The sequence below is a fragment of the Hominenteromicrobium sp. genome, from assembly GCF_046974225.1.
In the GTDB taxonomy this organism is placed as follows: Bacteria; Bacillota; Clostridia; order Oscillospirales; family Acutalibacteraceae; genus Hominenteromicrobium; species Hominenteromicrobium mulieris.
Window position 1 is genome coordinate 1 of record NZ_JBKWAE010000016.1, and the last position, 18,281, is coordinate 18,281.

The 18,281-nt window shown below is 46.7% G+C and carries 21 protein-coding genes and 1 tRNA gene; 4 read left to right on the forward strand and 18 right to left on the reverse strand.

Translation table 11 applies throughout. The features are described 5' to 3' along the window. The 7 genes from ACLTX1_RS10750 to ACLTX1_RS10780 form a co-directional block, all read right to left on the reverse strand. Window positions 1-1,480: FeoB small GTPase domain-containing protein (locus ACLTX1_RS10750; RefSeq protein WP_412330919.1), on the reverse strand; the 1,480-nt coding region annotated here is incomplete at its 3' end. Window positions 1,481-1,622: 142 nt separating this feature from the next. Further along, entirely contained in the window at window positions 1,623-3,287 is a 1,665-nt protein-coding gene (locus tag ACLTX1_RS10755) for a recombinase family protein (protein WP_308448783.1), read from the reverse strand. After that, window positions 3,287-3,745 (reverse strand): hypothetical protein, encoded by a 459-nt coding sequence (locus ACLTX1_RS10760; protein ID WP_308448784.1) that lies wholly within the window; start codon window positions 3,743-3,745, stop codon window positions 3,287-3,289. Before ACLTX1_RS10760 ends, ACLTX1_RS10755 begins: the two co-directional genes overlap by 1 nt. Next, a complete protein-coding gene (locus ACLTX1_RS10765) occupies window positions 3,735-4,337 on the reverse strand; it encodes a recombinase family protein (protein ID WP_308448785.1) in 603 nt (200 codons plus the stop codon). The genes ACLTX1_RS10760 and ACLTX1_RS10765 overlap by 11 nt, the downstream gene beginning before the upstream one ends. A gap of 232 nt (window positions 4,338-4,569) precedes the next feature. After that, window positions 4,570-5,775, reverse strand: coding sequence for a hypothetical protein (locus tag ACLTX1_RS10770; RefSeq protein WP_308448786.1), 1,206 nt, complete (start codon window positions 5,773-5,775; stop codon window positions 4,570-4,572). 4 nt (window positions 5,776-5,779) lie between these two features. After that, window positions 5,780-6,628 (reverse strand): hypothetical protein, encoded by an 849-nt coding sequence (locus tag ACLTX1_RS10775; protein ID WP_308448787.1) that lies wholly within the window; start codon window positions 6,626-6,628, stop codon window positions 5,780-5,782. 17 nt (window positions 6,629-6,645) lie between these two features. Continuing rightward, a complete protein-coding gene (locus tag ACLTX1_RS10780; protein ID WP_308448788.1) occupies window positions 6,646-6,849 on the reverse strand; it encodes a helix-turn-helix domain-containing protein in 204 nt (67 codons plus the stop codon). 152 nt (window positions 6,850-7,001) lie between these two features. Between ACLTX1_RS10780 and ACLTX1_RS10785 the strand changes: the two genes are divergently transcribed. Both ACLTX1_RS10785 and ACLTX1_RS10790 read left to right on the forward strand, forming a co-directional pair. After that, a complete protein-coding gene (locus ACLTX1_RS10785; RefSeq protein ID WP_308448789.1) occupies window positions 7,002-7,313 on the forward strand; it encodes a helix-turn-helix transcriptional regulator in 312 nt (103 codons plus the stop codon). Between the two features lie 164 nt (window positions 7,314-7,477). After that, on the forward strand, window positions 7,478-7,675 hold the full coding sequence (locus tag ACLTX1_RS10790) for a hypothetical protein (RefSeq protein WP_308448790.1): 198 nt from the start codon (window positions 7,478-7,480) through the stop codon (window positions 7,673-7,675). 126 nt (window positions 7,676-7,801) lie between these two features. On the opposite strand, the gene ACLTX1_RS10795 is transcribed toward ACLTX1_RS10790, so the two are convergent. Continuing rightward, window positions 7,802-10,072: a hypothetical protein gene (locus ACLTX1_RS10795; protein WP_308448791.1), complete on the reverse strand. Its 2,271-nt coding sequence runs from the start codon at window positions 10,070-10,072 to the stop codon at window positions 7,802-7,804. Window positions 10,073-10,372: 300 nt separating this feature from the next. Here ACLTX1_RS10795 and ACLTX1_RS10800 point away from each other — a divergent pair, with 300 nt between their 5' ends. Next, window positions 10,373-11,197, forward strand: a complete 825-nt coding sequence (locus tag ACLTX1_RS10800) for an IS1595 family transposase (RefSeq protein ID WP_308448792.1) — start codon at window positions 10,373-10,375, stop codon at window positions 11,195-11,197. Window positions 11,198-11,324: 127 nt separating this feature from the next. On the opposite strand, the gene ACLTX1_RS10805 is transcribed toward ACLTX1_RS10800, so the two are convergent. The 6 genes from ACLTX1_RS10805 to rpsU form a co-directional block, all read right to left on the reverse strand. Next, window positions 11,325-11,401, reverse strand: a tRNA-Ile gene (locus ACLTX1_RS10805). 134 nt (window positions 11,402-11,535) lie between these two features. Then, window positions 11,536-11,973: a CD1247 N-terminal domain-containing protein gene (locus ACLTX1_RS10810; RefSeq protein ID WP_308448793.1), complete on the reverse strand. Its 438-nt coding sequence runs from the start codon at window positions 11,971-11,973 to the stop codon at window positions 11,536-11,538. 90 nt (window positions 11,974-12,063) lie between these two features. Next, window positions 12,064-12,621 carry an elongation factor P gene (efp, locus tag ACLTX1_RS10815; RefSeq protein ID WP_176821432.1) on the reverse strand — a complete coding sequence of 186 codons (558 nt, stop codon included), beginning with the start codon at window positions 12,619-12,621 and terminating at the stop codon, window positions 12,064-12,066. A 98-nt stretch (window positions 12,622-12,719) separates the two neighbouring features. After that, complete coding sequence (locus ACLTX1_RS10820; protein WP_343284670.1) at window positions 12,720-13,799, reverse strand: aminopeptidase P family protein; 1,080 nt, start codon at window positions 13,797-13,799, stop codon at window positions 12,720-12,722. 39 nt (window positions 13,800-13,838) lie between these two features. After that, window positions 13,839-14,363: a YqeG family HAD IIIA-type phosphatase gene (locus tag ACLTX1_RS10825; RefSeq protein WP_176821430.1), complete on the reverse strand. Its 525-nt coding sequence runs from the start codon at window positions 14,361-14,363 to the stop codon at window positions 13,839-13,841. Between the two features lie 85 nt (window positions 14,364-14,448). Continuing rightward, window positions 14,449-14,625 carry a 30S ribosomal protein S21 gene (gene rpsU / locus ACLTX1_RS10830; protein ID WP_176821429.1) on the reverse strand — a complete coding sequence of 59 codons (177 nt, stop codon included), beginning with the start codon at window positions 14,623-14,625 and terminating at the stop codon, window positions 14,449-14,451. A gap of 434 nt (window positions 14,626-15,059) precedes the next feature. On the opposite strand from rpsU, the gene ACLTX1_RS10835 reads away from it, so the two are divergent. Continuing rightward, window positions 15,060-15,467, forward strand: coding sequence for a BlaI/MecI/CopY family transcriptional regulator (locus ACLTX1_RS10835; protein WP_343284669.1), 408 nt, complete (start codon window positions 15,060-15,062; stop codon window positions 15,465-15,467). A gap of 107 nt (window positions 15,468-15,574) precedes the next feature. Here ACLTX1_RS10835 and ACLTX1_RS10840 read toward each other — a convergent pair whose 3' ends face one another. From ACLTX1_RS10840 to hisE, 4 genes are all read right to left on the reverse strand, one after another. After that, a complete protein-coding gene (locus ACLTX1_RS10840; RefSeq protein ID WP_343284668.1) occupies window positions 15,575-16,567 on the reverse strand; it encodes an asparaginase in 993 nt (330 codons plus the stop codon). Window positions 16,568-16,691: 124 nt separating this feature from the next. Further along, complete coding sequence (locus tag ACLTX1_RS10845) at window positions 16,692-17,180, reverse strand: GNAT family N-acetyltransferase (protein ID WP_176821426.1); 489 nt, start codon at window positions 17,178-17,180, stop codon at window positions 16,692-16,694. A gap of 10 nt (window positions 17,181-17,190) precedes the next feature. After that, complete coding sequence (locus ACLTX1_RS10850) at window positions 17,191-17,958, reverse strand: class I SAM-dependent methyltransferase (RefSeq protein WP_308448798.1); 768 nt, start codon at window positions 17,956-17,958, stop codon at window positions 17,191-17,193. Next, on the reverse strand, window positions 17,955-18,278 hold the full coding sequence (gene hisE / locus ACLTX1_RS10855; RefSeq protein WP_308448799.1) for a phosphoribosyl-ATP diphosphatase: 324 nt from the start codon (window positions 18,276-18,278) through the stop codon (window positions 17,955-17,957). The genes ACLTX1_RS10850 and hisE overlap by 4 nt, the downstream gene beginning before the upstream one ends. Between the last annotated feature and the right edge of the window lie 3 nt (window positions 18,279-18,281).

The following is an 18,281-nucleotide window of genomic DNA, read 5'->3' on the forward strand; positions in this document are numbered from 1 at the left end:
CCACATATCCACTGTCCTCCAACAGCGACAAAAAGAAAAACAGCGTCACAATGACCGGCAGAAAGCTCAAAACGCTGCCGACGCCGGTGAAAATACCATCGATGACAAGCGAGTGCAGCACAGGGTTCACGTTCGCTGCCGTCATGCCGCGGTCGACAATATCCGTCAGCGCGCCGATGCCCATGTCCAGTAAATTCGATAAAAACGCGCCGATGACGTTAAACGTCAGCCAGAATACAAGACCCATAATGCCGATAAACGCCGGTATTGCCGTGTATTTGCCGGTCAAAATGCGGTCTATCGCCACGCTTCTTGCGTGCTCGCGGCTTTCCTTCGGCTTTACGACCGCAGCGCCACACACTTTTTGAATGAAGCTGAAGCGCATGTCGGCAATGGCGGCGGCGCGGTCGAGCCCGCGTTCCTTTTCCATCTGCGTGATGATGTGCTCCAGTGTCTCCTTTTCGTTCTGGTCGAGGTTCAGCCGGTCCAAAACAAGCTGATCGCCCTCGGCGAGCTTGCTCGCCGCAAAGCGTACCGGGATGCCCGCATCGTGGGCATGGTCTTCAATGAGGCTCATAATGCCGTGTAAACAGCGGTGTACCGCGCCGTTGTGGTCGTTCACATCGCAGAAGTCCTGCCGTCCCGGCGCTTCCCGGTACTTTGCCACGTGCACAGCGTGGTCGATAAGCTCCTCAATACCCTCGTTTTTCGCGGCGGAGATCGGCACCACGGGGATGCCGAGCATCTCCTCCATCTCGTTCACGCGCACAGAGCCGCCGTTTTGGCGCACCTCGTCCATCATATTGAGCGCCAGAACCATCGGCACATCCAGCTCCATCAGCTGCATCGTCAGGTACAAATTGCGTTCTATGTTCGTCGCGTCCACAATGTTGATGATGCCGCGCGGATGCTCATCCAAAACGAAGCGCCGCGTGACGAGCTCCTCGCTCGAGTACGGCGACATGGAGTAAATGCCCGGCAGGTCGGTGACGAGCGTGTTTTCCACGCCGCGTATCGCACCGTCTTTGCGGTCCACCGTCACGCCCGGAAAGTTGCCCACGTGCTGGTTAGAGCCCGTCAGCTGATTAAACAGCGTCGTTTTGCCGCAGTTCTGATTGCCCGCAAGTGCAAAGGTCAGCGTTTCTCCGGGCGGCAGCGGCTCGCCGGTCTGCACGTGGTACTTGCCGCCCTCGCCGAGACCCGGGTGAAAAATCGGGCGCGCGTCCTGCGGCCGCATCGGCTCCGTTATCGTGTCGCGAATTTTATCGATCTCTATTTTTTCCGCATCGGCAAGGCGCAGCGTCAGCTCGTAGCCATGTATGCGCACCTCAACGGGGTCGCCCATAGGTGCGAATTTCACCATGGTGACGTCCGCCTTCGGAATGAGCCCCATATCCAGAAAATGTTGGCGCAGCGCGCCCTCGCCGCCAACGCTTGTCACCGTTGCCGTTTTGCCGATCGGCAGGTCTTTCAGTGTCATGTTCTTGCCCCTTTTCTATCCCGATTAGACGTTTTAAGTCTATTATGTTGCTCGGAATTTGTCAAGGGCATTTCTACGCAAAAGCACGCTTATATCTGCGTTTAGCCCCAGATAAAGTGTGCTTTTACACTCTGTTTCGCTGTTATTCGCCCAATTCTGCGCTGTGGATTGTTGCGGTCATTTCTTTGTGCCACAGCTTTTCGCGCCACATGCCCACAAACTGCGGGCCGCAGAAATTACTCGTCATTCTCGACCCGCACATTGAAAAAAGAGTTTTGTCAAAAGACAAAACTCTTTTTTGGTGGGCCACAACATTTGATAGACAAAAAGAAGTCCCTTCTTTTCTATTTTTTCCGCTTTCAATTTTGCTTAACAGCGCATCGGTGATTTCAACTTCATCGTCGCCGGTAGTGAACGTGATCGTGAATTTATCGTCATATAAGAATATCTTATTGACAAATAGTTTTATCAACGTCCGTCGATATGTATTGTCCTTGATATCGCCTTTTGAAAGTGCTGTTAATCTCTGCACAACTTGTTCTTTCGTTAAAACGTAATGACGTGATTTTTCGATTTCAATCTGGCGTTCAAGCTCTTTGATTTCCGCCGCCAGCTTTTCTAAATCTATGATAAACATTTTCCGCACTTCATCACTCGAACACTGGCGGAGAGCCGTCATTTGGTTTTCTTTCTCCCGTTCAGCGGTTTTTAATTCCCCTTCTAACCTTTTCTGCTCGGATACATCGTCATTTTGTGCTGAGATTTTTACGACCTCATTCGCTATCCTATTGATATTCTTCGGGGTAAGTAACTTTTTGCATTCTTCCACAACCACATCCTCTATGTAGTTTTTCATAATCATTTTCTTTTTGCATGGCTTTCTGGCACCCGAATTTTTACACTTGTAGTAGTTGTAAATCACCCCTTTTGTACTGATTTGGTTTGAGCTATGTCCGATCATCATAGACTTACAGTACCCGCAATATAACTTAGTGGTCAGAAGATATTCGGCCTTTGCTCTCGCCCGCGCCGGAGCCTGTTTATTCAGCTTCATTTTATCCTGAACTTTTTCAAATAACGCATCATCGATAATTCTCGGCATCCCGCCTGCCACTTCAATATCTTTGTATTTGTAAATGCCCAAGTATTTCCGGTTTTTCAGCAGCACGTGCAAAGAGGATTTATTGAACTGTGCTCCCTTTGCCGTTTTTATATGCCGTTCGTTCAAATTGTCGCAGATTTGTTTTGCGCTCCATCCTCCCGCATATTTCGTATAAATTTCTTTCACGATGGGAGCCTTCTGCGGATCAAGAACATATTTATGATTTTGAATTCTATATCCTAACGGTGTAGTCCCTCCGTTGGATAAGCACTTCTCCGCATTGACGTCCATTCCTCGTTTTACCTTTTGGGTCAAATCATCGGAATAAAACTGATCTATACAAATTTTTACCAGATTGGCAAAGCTGCCATACGGAGAATCGTCATATTTTTCTGTGGCGGAGCGAACAGAGACACCCAACTCGGTCAATTTGTTTATATTATTCAATACTTGGCGTACCTGTCTTCCGAAACGGTCAGACGAGTAGATAATAACCGTGTCAAACTGCTTCTTCTCCGCATCTTTCAGCATTTTTTGAAACTGGTATCGATCATCACTTCTGCCTGTTTTAGCTCTGTCCGCGTATTCATGAATTACGGAGAATCCGTTTGCCTGCGCATATTCATGGCAAACTTTCAGCTGTCCCTCTATACTTTCTTCTCTCTGCTTGCTATCACTGTACCTCGCATAAATAACCGCTAACATCAAATATTGACCTCCTTGTTTTTTAGTGCGTCCAACAATTTGTTAAAAATCAGTTGGTTCGGATAATATCTGTAATCGGCAAATACGGATATTCCGTTTTTCTCGTAATATTCTATTATTGCCGCCGCACAAGCAGCACTGCGGCTTTGACCGTATTCACATTGGCAGATTATATCGAAGCCGTCATCATGAGCCTTTTGTATAAACGCCGCAAGACTATCCGCTTCCGGGAAATACGTATCAAACGACAAACCAAAATCTTCCAATGTTTCCATATCAATATCATGAACTTCCACTTGAAAAACCCGTTCCGGCAAGCCTTTATAATCGACCGGTTCCGAAATCTCCCCGGTTCGAATATTCGGCGGGTCGTAAAAGCTGATGACCGCTGTTTTCTCCGGGAACCCTTTGCTGATCAACTTTTCAATTTCTTCTCTCGAATAAATACTAACCTTCATGATTTGCCTCCTCGATGATTTTGAGATACTTGTATACGGTTGGATAAGATAATTCGCAAAGCCGCGACAAATCTTTCTTTGTCAACTGCCCTTGTTTATATTTTGGATAATGCCTGTAAAAGGCGCTCGGTATGTCGTCCGCCTTTACACTTGGTCTGCCGACCGTTTTACCTTTCGCTTTGGCATTTTCCATTCCGCTTTTCACGCGCTGGCTGATGATATTTCGTTCTATCTCGCTGAAAACGCCCATCATTTTAAGCATTCCTTCTGTCATTGGGTCAAGCTCTTTGCTGCAGTCTACAACAAAGCTGCCGAGCACCAATTTCAGTTTTTTCTCTTTCGCAAACTCGATGATCTCACAAAGCTGTTTTGTACTGCGTGTAATTCTGCTGACTTCCGTCGCAATGATCGTATCACCAACCGTTACGGTTTTAAGCAGCTTATTCAGTTCCGCGCGATCTGTCTTTGCGCCGCTTTCATATTCCAGATAAATCGTTTCATCCGTTGCGCCTTGTTGTTTAAGCTCTCTGACCTGCCGGTTAATATCCTGAAGCTTTTCATTTGTAGAGCACCGCGCATAACCATAAATCATTGCAAGAACCTCTTTTCTTTCGGTCTGATATTATTATAAGACAGTATTTTGCCAAATTCAAATCCGTTAATAATTCGTTAATATTTAGCAATTTTATAAGCGGAAAGGCCAACCCAATTTACTTTATAAAAAACAACCGTAATCCCTAAGGACTACGGCTGTTTATCAGACTATTTGATTATAAACGAAAAGAGATGTTTGGGGTTATATCCATAGAGTACAAGTAAAACGATTATCGACAATGTGAACAATAAGGTGCCAGAGTACAACCGACACAACCATCCCTTGCGCCTAATCTTGCCCTCTTGCATCCACTACTCAAATAATAATCTTTCTTACCATCATTATTGTTGGAATTGTTGTTGGTGCTTCCACCTTTAGATGCAGCCAAAAGCACACTTGTCGCTAAAAGACCTGCACCGATTTTTAAGCCCTTTTTCACACTTTCACCGCTTTCCTTATCCATGAACGAGAATAACCCTTTTTTCTTTTTGGGTTCTTCCGAAGCGTTCTGACCCTGCGCCATATTGGAGTTTGCCGGTACCATTCCCGGAAAATCACTCTCGGTATAAACGATCTTTGTAAAATCCGGGTAGATGAAATAATCGAATATCTTCTGTACTTCATCTGTTAGGCCAAACTTTTCTTCTATGGTTTTATAAATCGCAGCCGCATTCGGTTTTTTCAAAATACAATCAAACAGAACATCCGCAACTTTTTCCTGCGGAAAATTCGGGTTATGAACACTTTCAAGAACTGCGTTTATGTCATCGATCTTACCACTGTCGGCAAGCCAAATATCCTTGCCGTTTTCTCGTAAAATCCCCACCAAAGTAATGACTGCGTTCCAATAATCCTGAAATACATTGTGGAGCAGAAGGTGTGTGCGAATTCGCTGATAAAGTTCCGCTTTTTGCGGCGCTGTAATTTCCGAACCTTCAAGCGTACTTTCCACCGCGCCTTGTACAAGCCCCCGTGCGAAGCTTCCCCGGTTACTAAACAGCGAACCGATGCCGTTTTTGAGATTCTGCGTAACTTTGGCATTGTTTTGTTCCGTTAATTTAACACTTTCATTTGTTGTACGCAAATCATTCAAGGCCGTGTGAAAGGTTTCAATATTCTTTGCGCTAAAAGTATCGATGGAGAACTGATAAATACCTTCAGACACAAGAATATCAACCGCTTTGCTGCTGACGATTTTCAAATTTTCCAGATAAATGTCTTGGAATAAAGCTCTGAATGTGTCGAGGTCATGGATTTTTTCTTTATACTCCTCGGCCGCTTTATCCGCACATGCTTTGGCAAGTTTCATGAATTTGGTGCGATATGTAATAAAGGCATCAAATCTTGCCGGGATCACCAACTCTTTACCATTTAAAGTAAAGACTTTTTCACTGCCTGTATAAGCGGTGAAAGCTTCTTCCATAATGTTTCCCATTGTTTCAAACCTCCGCTTTTTTACATTTTATTTTTACAACACACCTGTCACAGTGCGGATTATTCTTCGTGCATATTTCTCCATAGTTTTTGGCACAATATGCCCAGAGAATATAATCCACCTCCGCTGCCGGTCTGTTTAACTGCCTTGCAATAGCCGCCACAATGTCTATCGCTTCATAGGCAGGTGCATTTTCGTGCTCGGAACAATCTAAAATATTCCTGCCTAAAATACGACGGATATGCCTATCCGGCTTTGCTATATCATAACCAACATTTTTCAGATACTCCGTTATGAGCGCTTCGCCGAATTGAATGAACTTATGTGGGCTTTTCGGTGACGACAGTTCTTTCACGAGTGTCTTCTGCGTTTCATCTTTAACCAAAATTTTCATATAGAAGCTATCAATGCTGCCATATTGCCGTTCAAGCGAAAGAAGTTTGCTGACATTTTCCGTTATCAGTGCATTCATTTGTTTTTTGGTGTACGGAGAACCGAGTTTATAAGATAGAATTTTATCTGAAATTTCTTCTGGATCACAACTGAGAAGTTTTTCTGTATCATATTGGCAAAATAAATCGTCAATAGCCGATATTTCGCCGGTATTTATATCGATATACGGCTCTAATCTGCTCCACTGTGCGCCGAAGGACAACAACGAATACACCATTGCACGAATATGGTCGCCGACCGAGAATTTATCGCCCGCATCTCTTTTATCCAGTTGATGTTTGATGAATGTGTTCTCCCAAAGCTTTTTCCCTTGAACTTCTCCATTAACTACAAAAAGCTGGTTTTTCAACTGTTTATCCATGAGAAGAACAAATTCCGCTGCTCTTTCAATATTCTTCATATTCCTCTCCCCGTGCACTACTCTTTATCCACTTCAATAAATATTTCAGGACTTACATTCAGGGCGAGACAAATTGCGCGCAGGTCATCGGCGTACATGGTTTTTTCTCCATTCATCATGGCATCAAAGTCCACTTGGGGTATGCCTGCTTTTTGTGCGACCGCGAATTGCCCGCAGCCGCTTCCTTCTATGTAAGCTCGCACTTTTTTGTAAACTTCCATATTTACGCCTCCGCAAATACAGTATTACTGTACTTGTATTTATAATATCACAGTATTTCTGTGAAGTCAGCGTATAAGTACAGAATTTCTTGATTTCATCCTTGCAATTTATTTATTTTCGCGTATAATGTTCATAGAATGAGGTGAATTCCGTGAAATATGAAATTGGCGGCAGGATACGTTTATATCGCAAGCAAAGCGGCTTAACGCAAGAGCAATTAGCCAGTAAAATAAATGTAACCAAAAGTCGTGTATCCAACTGGGAACAAGGCATCAACCGCCCCGACGCGGATATTCTTGCCGACATTTGCCGCGCTTTGAATGTTTCACCAAGCGACCTGCTTGACGTTCATTTATCCACTGATGAATTGACCGACCATGAACGAAAGGTCATTCGGGCATATCGCTCAAAGCCTGAAATACAGCAGGCTGTTAATATCTTACTGGGCGTGGAAGGAGAATAACCCTTTCAGAACAAGGCGCTACACCGCCAAGATCAAATGTGCTCATGTCTCCCCTATCTTTTTACCTACGCATACTCCCTTGCCTTATCCGGTATAAAAGCCGGTTATCTCAATAGCCGCACCTTATATATTATTGAGATAACAAACGGAAGGAGGATATTCGCATGAAGATACGCAAAAGACCGATTACTGCGGCTGATGATCTGTCTGTGAACCGTTGTACGTTTACCCCGGAAGATGTTGCCGCTTTTCTTTCGCAAATCTATGAGCTTCAAGGTCTTGGAATTTCTCTCAATGAGAATGCAGATGGATGCGCCGAATTTACGATTGGCGACTCTGTTTATAACATCGCTAACCTCTAACCTGAAAGCTTACTGTACAGAAAAAGCCATTGAACCCCGATTTTGGATTCAATGGCTTTTGTTATACAATATATTCCTTAATAGAATTTATTTGGAAATAATACCGTCATTATCTCCACATCTCCATTAAAACTCCACTTCCTCATCTTGGTCTTCTTTATCTTCCTGAATATATGGAGGTAATTGAGATATTTTTTCGTTTTCTATCGTAATGAGACTTCCCTTCGCAGTCGATTTGATGGTAAAATTAATCCCGACGTTCTTTAGGTTACTATGTAATTCATTGAGCTTGCGTGACAACGCATTGGCTGCCGGCGGAACCGCCCTTGTTCCTAAGCCGGTTTCATCGGCTGCCGTACGCAAATAGTTCCATAACTCTGAAACTAAGCCCTTCCATTCTCTTTTGTTTTCCATAAAGTCGATCATCAAGGTGGCTACGCTGTCCGAACTGATCAACTCATAATTGCTCTTTTCGCGATTCGCATTGTACTCTGAAAGGAATTTCTCCCCCTGACCGCCTAAGGCTTCTCCGATTGCATACCCCCAACGGCAAAAGTCGGCCATTCGAGGCAATTTTCTCAAATGAACATCTGGGTAAATGCGCATCGCTTTCGAGAGCACGTCGAACACTCCGCCGAGAATATCCGGCAGGTCTTCTTCAAATTCCTGTTCAAGTTCCGTTAGCTCTCGCCTATCTTCTTCATCGACACGAGACAGCTCTAAAAGAATGGAACGATCTAATAAATCAGAGCTGTTTGCCACATTATTGATTCCGTTAATAGCCAGACATCTCTTGAACAAGAAGAAATGGCTTTCATCGTCCGTATACAATTTTCTGGATTGAACTGCTTCACCCGTTATGGCTCTGCAAAATAAATCGCTCGTATCTTGGTTGATTTTAGAAAGATTATCGAACGGCAAAAACCAGTGTTCCTGCAAGCCTATTAACTTTGACGGCATATCTTTATGTAAAGATAGAGTTTTTACGATCGACGGGTCGATGGCTTTCTTCAAAAAAGTACAAGCCGTCGTCTTCGCAGCGCCCTTTTCGCCAAAAACGATTATTGCGCTATGTACGATGTCTGGTACAAAGCAGCTGACAAACCAACACAAAAACAGGGTTTTCTGGTTCTTGATGTTGATGTATTTCAAGATTTTCTGAATATCTCCGTTTTTGCGCGGCAAACACTGCTCTTTTTGATGGTTATATCGATCGAATAGTATTTTATCTTCCTCTCTGATCTCCCACCCTTCTTCTGTAATTTTTACAAATTTCCAATCTTCCGTTCTCAAATCATACCAAAAGGCATTCTCTGCTTTTCCGACTCGGTTATAGAGCTTCACCTTTTTGCTATTTTCAAAAAGCGTTTTGCCTTTTAAGTATAAAGCCACTTGTTTCGTGTTCTCCGATTTTAGTCCACTTTGTGTCTTTTCACGATACACATAGGATGCATACGTGTTAAATTCTCCGCTCTCGATTTTCATAACCTTCAAATGCTTATTTTGTCTAAGCGCAATGTACGGCTCATTATTTTCGCTGTTGATAAACAGTGTTGCACCTTGCTCTTGGAGAATTTCCAGTAAAGTATTTTCTTGTGTTTTATTTTTACCCGATTTTCTTTTTTGGGGTTCCGATTTCAATTCTGTGCTTTCATCCTGTTCCAAAATATCCAAATAAGGCAAATCATCCACTTCCTCCATAGAGTGTCCCGCTTTCAGCCAGTCGTATACATCGCCTTTAGGCGGCAAGCCGGGCAGACAAACAATTTTTGCATTCGGAATATTCTCCACAATTTTCTTCGCGTATTTCATTCCGGGTTTATCATTATCCGGAAGAATGACGACCTCTTTACCCATGAAGTAATCCTGATATTCCGAAAGCCATTTTGACCCGGAACCGCAGTTAAGCGTGGTTGCAACTCTTCCTGCCTGAATAACCGCGTCCGCACACTTTTCTCCTTCGACGAAGTAGACCTTCTGAGCACGAATGACCTCCGGCAAATTGTACGGAACCGGCTTTTTATCGCCAAGTCCCTTTTCCCCGTTCGGGCGTACAAAAGAAAAACTCTTTTTCCCATCCGCTTTATCGAAACGATTTTTGGTATAAGCGATAGAACCATCCGCATTGTAATAAGTATAGACCGTTTTGCTCATAGTATTTGTTTCATTCCTTTCATCATTGTCATACATATCTTTTAGTTTTAGCCCCACGTTATTCAGAATATCTTCCGCTTTGCACCCGGCAAAGCAGTTGAGTAAAATCTGTTTTCTGTCTTTTGAAAGTCCAATAGACAAGCTGGGGCTATGATCGTCGTGCGCAGGGCAAATTGCCATGTACTGATTTTCAGATACCTGCTTTACACCCTGAAATTTTAATAGTAAATCTTGAATTTTCATTTTTTACTCTTCCTTTCATTTGATTTAGTTTTTGGAGGTGTTTTCACGGCTGCTTGTGTTTTTCACCTCCTTCGTTTCGTCTTTCTGCTTTCTTTTTGCACTTTCGATTTCTCGTGATAGTACATCAAAGCATTCGATTGCAAATTCTCTTGCGAGTTTCGTTGAAATTGTGAAGTCAGTCATCTTGACAACCCTCCAAAAATTTTTTGTTTTGTGCTGCCTATAACTGATATTCACAATTAAATTCACTTGACGGAACTAAACGGGTATAGTATTCTATTAAATAAGAAAGGGATGTTTATGGAACTAAATTTAAGCATGAATACATCTGATTACGAATGCAGAGAATATCTGGCTTCCATACGATGGAAAAACGGGTTTACGTGTCCGCGCTGCGGTTGTGCTGAAGCTTGGGAAACGAAAGAGGTCAAATATAAATGTAAGAAATGCGGATATAAAATGTCTGTTACCGCCGGGACGATTTTTCAAGATTCACACACGCCGTTAGAGAAATGGTTTGCCGCCATAGATTTGATAAACGCATCAAACGGAATAATCACGGCAAGTTTTCTCCAAAACAAATTAAAATTGGGCAGTAACCGCACCGCCCAAAGAATGACACATTTTATTAAAAGAGCTCTTGTAAGAACACAAATCAGAAAATACAGAAGAGCACCCGCAGAGATGTTAAACTTGCCCGTAGAAATCGATGTCATTCCGATCGTCATTACGCGCGAGCACTTTTTCGTAATTACCGCTGTTGAAAAGCTTGGCAATCGTACCGGCCGTATTCAGATCAAACAAACCGATAACAGTCCGCAGGAATTTGCAGATTTTATCCGAAATACGATTAAAGTAAACACTTCTCAAAATGGGCAAAAGAAAATCGGTATTATTTGCCCCAAGATTTTGCCAAGTGAAATACGTGAAGAATATAATCAACTAATAAAGAATTCACGTTATGCCTATAACGCTTCTAAAAACGTGTCTTCAAAATTCAAGAAATATATAAGTGAACGTTATCATGGAAACTTCGACGTCTGCTGCAAAAATTTCTGTATTACGCAAAACGCAAGATTTACTTCTGTTTCTTTTGAAGAAATTCTCGAAATCATGTTAAAATAAAAAAAGACGGCACTGCCATACAGACAGTACCGCCTAAGCGTTCATATTTACATTTCATTGCAAAGATTTGCAAAAGCCAAAGCCCCCAAGAAAGAAGATTTCTTGAGGGCTTTGTTTAATATTGCTCTGGTGGGCCATCAGGGACTCGAACCTTGGACCAACCGGTTATGAGCCGGTAGCTCTAACCAACTGAGCTAATGGCCCGACTATATATCGGAACTTAGCAATTATAGCACAAACAGCATATAATTGCAAGACCTAAATTCACCCGTGCGAAAAGAAAAAGGAGAGCCGCAAAACGACTCTCCCGTTCTTTACAGGTTTATATGACCCGAAAATTATTCCTTATTGCAGTCGCAGTTTTCGCCGCAATCGCAGGAATCGTCTTCTTCGAGGTCGAACTCCAGCGTTTCGCCGCAGTTCGGGCAATCGATGGAGCCCTCATCGAGCATTTCTTCGTTGAGCTCGATGGTATCGCCGCACTTCGGGCAGGTGACTTCGTAATAGCATTCGTCTTCCCATGCGTCGTCATCGTCATCGTCATCGTCCTCGTCGATGTCGTAGAACTCTTCTTCCAGCTCGCCGAGGTCTTCGTCGATCTCGTCTACCTGGCCGCTGAGCTCATCGTATGCGTCTTCCATTTCCTCAACGGAAAGGGAGAGGTCATCGAGCAGGTCAACGATCGCGTTGAAGAGCTTCGTCTCCTTCGCATTCGGGTCCAGATCCATGCCTTCCATCAAACCGCGGATGTATGCCGCTTTCTCGGAATTTGTCATGCTTGCACCTATCTTTCCGGCAGGCAAACGCGCTGCCTAATGTAGGGCTTTCGCCCCGGGTGTTTCGGCGTATGGAACAAGGAAAAACGCTTATGCGCGCTCCATGTACTCGCCGGTTCTGGTATCGACGCGGATCATTTCGCCTTCGTTGATGAAGATCGGAACCTTGATCTCTGCGCCGGTCTCCAGCGTAGCGGGCTTCGTGACGTTCGTAGCGGTATCGCCCTTCACGCCCGGCTCGGTCTCTGTGACCTGAAGCTCAACAAAGTTCGGCGGCTCAATGCCGAAAACGTTGCCCTTGTAGGAGAGCACCTTGCAAACCATGTTTTCCTTCACAAAGCGGAAGTTGTCGCCGAGGACATTCGGGCTGATCGGCAGCTGCTCATAGGTCTCGCTGTCCATGAAATAGTACAGGTCGCCGTCATTGTAGAGATACTCCATGTCCTTTCTCTCAATGAAAGCGGTCGGATACTTATCGTTCGGGTTGAACGTCTTTTCCGTCACGGCACCGGAAATCACGTTGCGGATCTTGGTGCGGACGAACGCCGCGCCCTTACCGGGCTTGACGTGCTGGAATTCAATGATCGAGTAAACGTTGCCGTCCATTTCAAAGGTGACGCCGTTTCTGAAATCGCCTGCGGTTACCATATAGATAATACCTCCAAATTTTTCTTAGGTCTATTGTATAACAGAAAGTGGCTTTTTTCAAGAAAAAACCGTTCTGTTTCTCCGTTTTTTCGGAAATTTTACAGGATGATGAGCTCCTTCGGGGAATGCGTGAGGCTGCGGCAGCCGTCATCTGTGATGAGCAGCATGTCTTCAATGCGCACGCCGCACTTGCCCGGGATGTAGATGCCCGGCTCGTCGGTGATGACCATGCCCGGCTCGCAGATGGTCTCATCGGTCTTATTGAAGCGCGGCCACTCGTGAATCTCGAAGCCTACGCCGTGGCCGAGGCCGTGACCGAACGTGTTCGGGTACGGGGTCTCGATGATGTCGCGCGCGATCTTATCCACATCGCAGCAGCGCATGCCTGGGTGTGCGCCGTCGATAACGGCGAGCTGTGCTTTTAAAACCGTGTTGTAGATGGCTCTCTGCTCATCGTTTACATAGCCGAGCGCGACGGTACGGGTCATATCGGAATGATAGCCCGCGAGCATAGCGCCGGTATCCATGGTGATAAGATCGCCTTTTTTGATCTGTGTGTTGCCCGGAATGCCGTGGCACTGCGAGCCGTTTGCGCCGGTGACAACGATGGGGTTGAACGCATTGCCGTCTGCACCCGCTTTGCGCATGAAGAACTCAATCTCCAGCGCGATTTCGCGCTCCGTTACGCCTTCCTTGATATAGGGGAGGATGTGCTCAAACGTAGCGTCTGTGATGGCCTGTGCGTCACAGATTCTCTTCACTTCCTCATCGCTCTTGACGATGCGCTGCTTGCGGATGGCATCGTCCAAGGTCGTATTCAAAATCGCCTTAGCGCCGCACTCTTCGGAGAGCTGCTCAAAACGCTTCGCATGACCGTAGGGCAGAGCGGCGTATTCCATGTACACCTCGGTGATGCCGTGCTTTTTCAGAAGCGTCTTATAGGTTTCGTTAAGCGAGGTGAACTCCACAACCTCCACATTTTGCGCCTTGGCGCGTGCGGCCTCGGTGTAACGGAAATCGAGGAGATAATAAGCCTGCTCGGAAGTGAGCAGCAGTGCGCCGTCTGTGGACGGGAACGCCGTGAGGTAATAGAGGTTCGTTTCGGAAACGATCAGCGCCGCTTTTTTGCTATCGCCGCCGATGACAGAATTGGTAAGACGTTCGATCGGATTGCTCATTGATAATTCCCCTTTCTAATGTGTACCCAAAGGTGCCCTTTATGCTTTGCTTTTTACCGTTTCTTCCCCGGCCGTGAGCCGCGTATAGTGCGGGCGCAAAAAGCCTTCCAGACTGCGCTTGAAGCGCACCGTGGCGGAAGGATCCGGCGACAGGGGGTCAAGTAAAACCGACCGCATTCCGCAAAGGTTTGCGCCGAGGATATCGGTGAAGATCTGGTCGCCCACGACAAGGCATTCCCTGCGGGGCGTGCCGGCCATTTTCTTTGCGCGCAGGTAGCCGACCGGAAACGGCTTGCACGCGAAAGAAACGAACGGCAGATTGAACTGCGCGGCAAAGGGCGCCACACGTTTTTTGTAATTGTTGGAAACAACGATCAGCTTGACGCCGCTTGCCGTTACGCTTTGTGCCCACGCCCGCACGCCGGGAAACGGCGTCTGCGAGCCGTGCGGCGACATGGTGTTATCCACATCGAGCACGATCATGTGCACATTGAGCGCTTTTAAAAGCTCGGGCGTAAGCTCCGTCACGCAGTGGAGCGTGCCGGTCGGTTTAAATACCGCCATAGCTTCGGTCTTTGCCTCCTGTGTTGCTCGGGAAAAACCCGTTTACACAAAAAAGCGGGCAAAAAGCCCGCTTCTTCACGTTTGATTATTTGTACTTGCGCTTGCGAGCTGCTTCGGACTTCTTCTTGCGCTTAACGGAAGGCTTTTCGTAAGCCTCTCTCTTGCGAACTTCCTGAATAACGCCCGCTCTTGCGCACTGCTTCTTAAAGCGTCTGAGTGCGCTCTCCAAAGATTCGTTGTCTTTGATTCTGATTTCAGCCATCTATATCCCTCCCATCCGCCATCAGGCAGGGGTTTGTATTTGTTACTTAGCACGAAATAACACAAATAATTATAGTGGCAGGGGGCAAAAAAGTCAAGGCTTTTTTCCCGAAAAATAGAAGAAATCCGTTTCTCTTTGCAAAAAAATCCGTTTAGAGCCGTTTATTTGCCTTTTAAAGCGGTGCTGCACGAGTTTTTGGGGCTTCTTTTCCCCTGCTTTGCAACTTTTATGATTAGATGGAAAACGCAGCGCGGCTTTGCGGCTTTGTCATAGGTTTTTTCTTGTTTTTGCTTTTCGGCAATCTGCAAAAATGCTGATAGGAAAATTTTTCAACTGAATTTTGCCCAAAACATTGACAAGCGCGAGCGTTATATTATATAATACCTCCATAAAACCCTGCGCAAATTCCTACTAAAGCGAGGTTACGGATTTATATGAAAAAGACGGCGCTTACAAAAAGCGAAAGCGAAGTCATGTATCTTTTGTGGCACACGGACCGTGCGCTTTCCGCGGCGGAAATGGTCGCGCTTTCCCCACAGAAGACCTGGAAGGACAGCTACATTCACCTGATGGTGAACTCTCTTTTAAAAAAAGGGATGATCACCCCGGCCGGCTTTGTGAAAACGTTTCGCAATTATGCGCGCACCTTTGCACCGTGCATGACAGAGGAGGAGTATGCCCAGTTACAGCTGCGCGACAAAACGATTCAGGATCCCGCGCTCGTGGCGCCGTTCCTCTCTGCGATGATTGACACGGCAGATGACCCGGCTTCGATGATTGACGAGCTCATTGCAATGCTGCATAAGAAGCGCGAAAAATTAGCCGCGAAAAAACAAACATGACGGACATAACGAAAGGCAGGCTGCGTAAGTCTGCCTTTTTGTCGTATTGTAAGGATATATTCGCTGTGAAACCGCCCGAGGAGCAATACCACGCGCCGCAAGACGAGTTATAATTGGTCTTTGCCCACGGGGGTGCAGAAAAGCTTTTCAAATTCCTCGCGGGTCTCGGAATAGGCCAGCGCCCACATCATTTTGGCGATGACGGCTTCCGTTGTCATGTTGGAAGCTTCGAGCACGCGGTATTTTTCCTTGATGATATGGCCCACGCGGTAGACGGAAAGGTTGCTGCCCTCGTGCGGAACCTGCGTGGTGATGACGACGCGTACGCCGTTTTCCATTAACGCAGCAATCTTTTCCTCAAACGCGTTGTCGCCGTAGTACGGGATGCCGCCGACGCCAAAGCTTTCGATGACAACGCCGCGGCAGTGCGCGGTGATGTAATCGAACACGGACGGGTCCATGCCCGGGATGACGCGGATGGAGAGGATCTCCGGTACTAATTTATCGTAGAACACCGCGCCGGGGCACTCCGGGCGCTCATCAATATAGCACAGGAGCTTTTTATCGTAGAACACGCCGATGTCCGGGAAATCAATGCTGGAAAAGGCGTCAAAGCTCTTTGTATGCGTTTTTCTGGCGCGGGTGCCTGCAATGACGTGCCCGTTAAAAACGACGTGTGTGCCGCACGCACGGGCATCTGTGGCGTATACAAACGCTTCAAACAAATTGCGCCGCGCGTCGCCGTCCGGCACCTCGATGGATTTCTGCGCACCCGTTAAAACAACGGGCTTTTCGTTTTTCTGGATAAGATACGAGAGCGTGGCCGCCGCGTAGGACAGCGTATCCGTGCCGTGGGCGATGACAAAGCCGTCGTACTTTGCATAGCTATCGCGGATAATCTCCGCCACGTGGATCCACTGCTTCCAACACATATTGGTACTGTCTAAGCTGTACGGCTGCACGGTATCCACTGCGCACAGGTTTTTCACCTGCGGTACGGCATTTAAAAGTTCCTCCGATGTAATCGCCGGCGTGAGGCCGTTTTCCGTTTTCGCCGAAGCGATGGTTCCGCCGGTCGCAATGAACAGAATTTTTTTCATTCTGCATTTTCCCCTATTCTTCGTGAAATTGCGGAAATATCATACCACATTTTCCTGCATAAATGCAAGCCGCAGAACCGACAAAAAGAGACGAGCCGCAGCCCGCCTCTTTGCTTTTGCGAAATTATTTGAGTGAGATGTTGGACGCAAGGGACAAAAGTGCATCGCCCGTCAGGCGGTACGTTGTCCACTCCTCCATGCGCACGGCGCCGAGGGAATCATAGAACTTGCGGCTTGGGGTGTTCCAATCGAGGCACGCCCACTCCAGTCTGCCGCAGCCGCGCTGCAAAGTGAGCCGCGCAAGGCGCTTTAACAGCAGCTTGCCGTAGCCCTTGCCGCGATATTCCGGCAGCACGAAAAGATCCTCAAGATAAATGCCCGCGCGGCCAAGCCACGTGGAGAAATTGTGGAAGAAAAGCGCAAAGCCCACGGGCTTTTCGTCCTCCGAAACAAGAAAAACCTCTGCTTTTTTCTTTTGGAAGACCCACTCTTTTAAAAGCTCCGGCGTTACAATGACCTGATCTTCCATATTTTCATACGCGGCGAGCGCATGAATAAACTCTAAAATGACCGGAATGTCTGCTTCGGTTGCAAAGCGAATGTTGGCTGCCATGGTTTCCCCCTTATTCTTTCGGCTTTCTGTTGCGGACAATGAGCATGAAGCGGTGCTGCACGCTTGGGATATAGCCTTGCTTTTCACACAGCGCGTCGAGCGCATCGAGCTGCGGCAAGCAGCTTTCTACTGTGAAATTGCCGAACTCCCACGGCAGAACCTTAGCGTACCACACGAGTGCGCCGACATCCAAATAGTGGTCGGTTACATAGGCTTGGTCGCAGAAATTCACCGTAAAGCCGGCGTTTTTGAAGCGCAGCAGCTCGTTTTCGAGGTTAAAGCTCGGCATGGCGGTTTTGTTATTGCCGAGCAAAGCGCGCAGGCGCAAGTTGTTGCTGCCGCCTACCTGCTGCGTGATGAAATATCCGCCGGGCTTTAGGACGCGGCGCACTTCGTTTACGTCATAAGAATCGTGACGATTTAAAACGAGGTCAAAGCTGTTATCCGCAAACGGCAGAGGTTTGTCCTCTTCGGTTTTGCGCACGGTGATGCCGAGCGGCGCTAACTTTTTTTCGCACAGCTCAAAATTCGGCTGCCAGCTTTCCGTGACGCTTGTCTGCGAAAACGGGTGGCGCAGGGACAAAAGGAACTCTCCGCCGCCCGTACCCATATCCAAAATGACGGACTGCGGCTTTAAAAAATCGAGCACCTTTTGCTTATAATCCCACGGCAGCGGGGCTTCCTCTACACGCCCGCGGATGTGCGAAAAATCCCAGCCGTGCATTTCGGCGCTTTGCTCTTCCTGCGTCCAAAGTGCGTGTTTTTCAGTTTGTGTCATGTATTGTGGTCCACCTTGTGGAAAGTTTTGAGGTTACCCGTTTTGCCGTGACGACGGTTAAGCTCCGCGCGCACATCGTCAAGCGGGATGTTCTCGTTCACCATCATGACGGTGAGGTGATAGAGAAGGTCGCTGATTTCGCCCACGGTGTCCTCTTTTTTGCCGTTTTTCGCGGCGATGATGACTTCGCTGCACTCTTCGCCGCACTTTTTGAGGATCTTATCAAGCCCCTGCTCGAAGAGATAGCAGGTGTAGGAGCCCTCCTGCTTTTCGTCCTTGCGCTCCAAAACGGTATCATAAAGCTGCTGCAAAATGTCCATAGT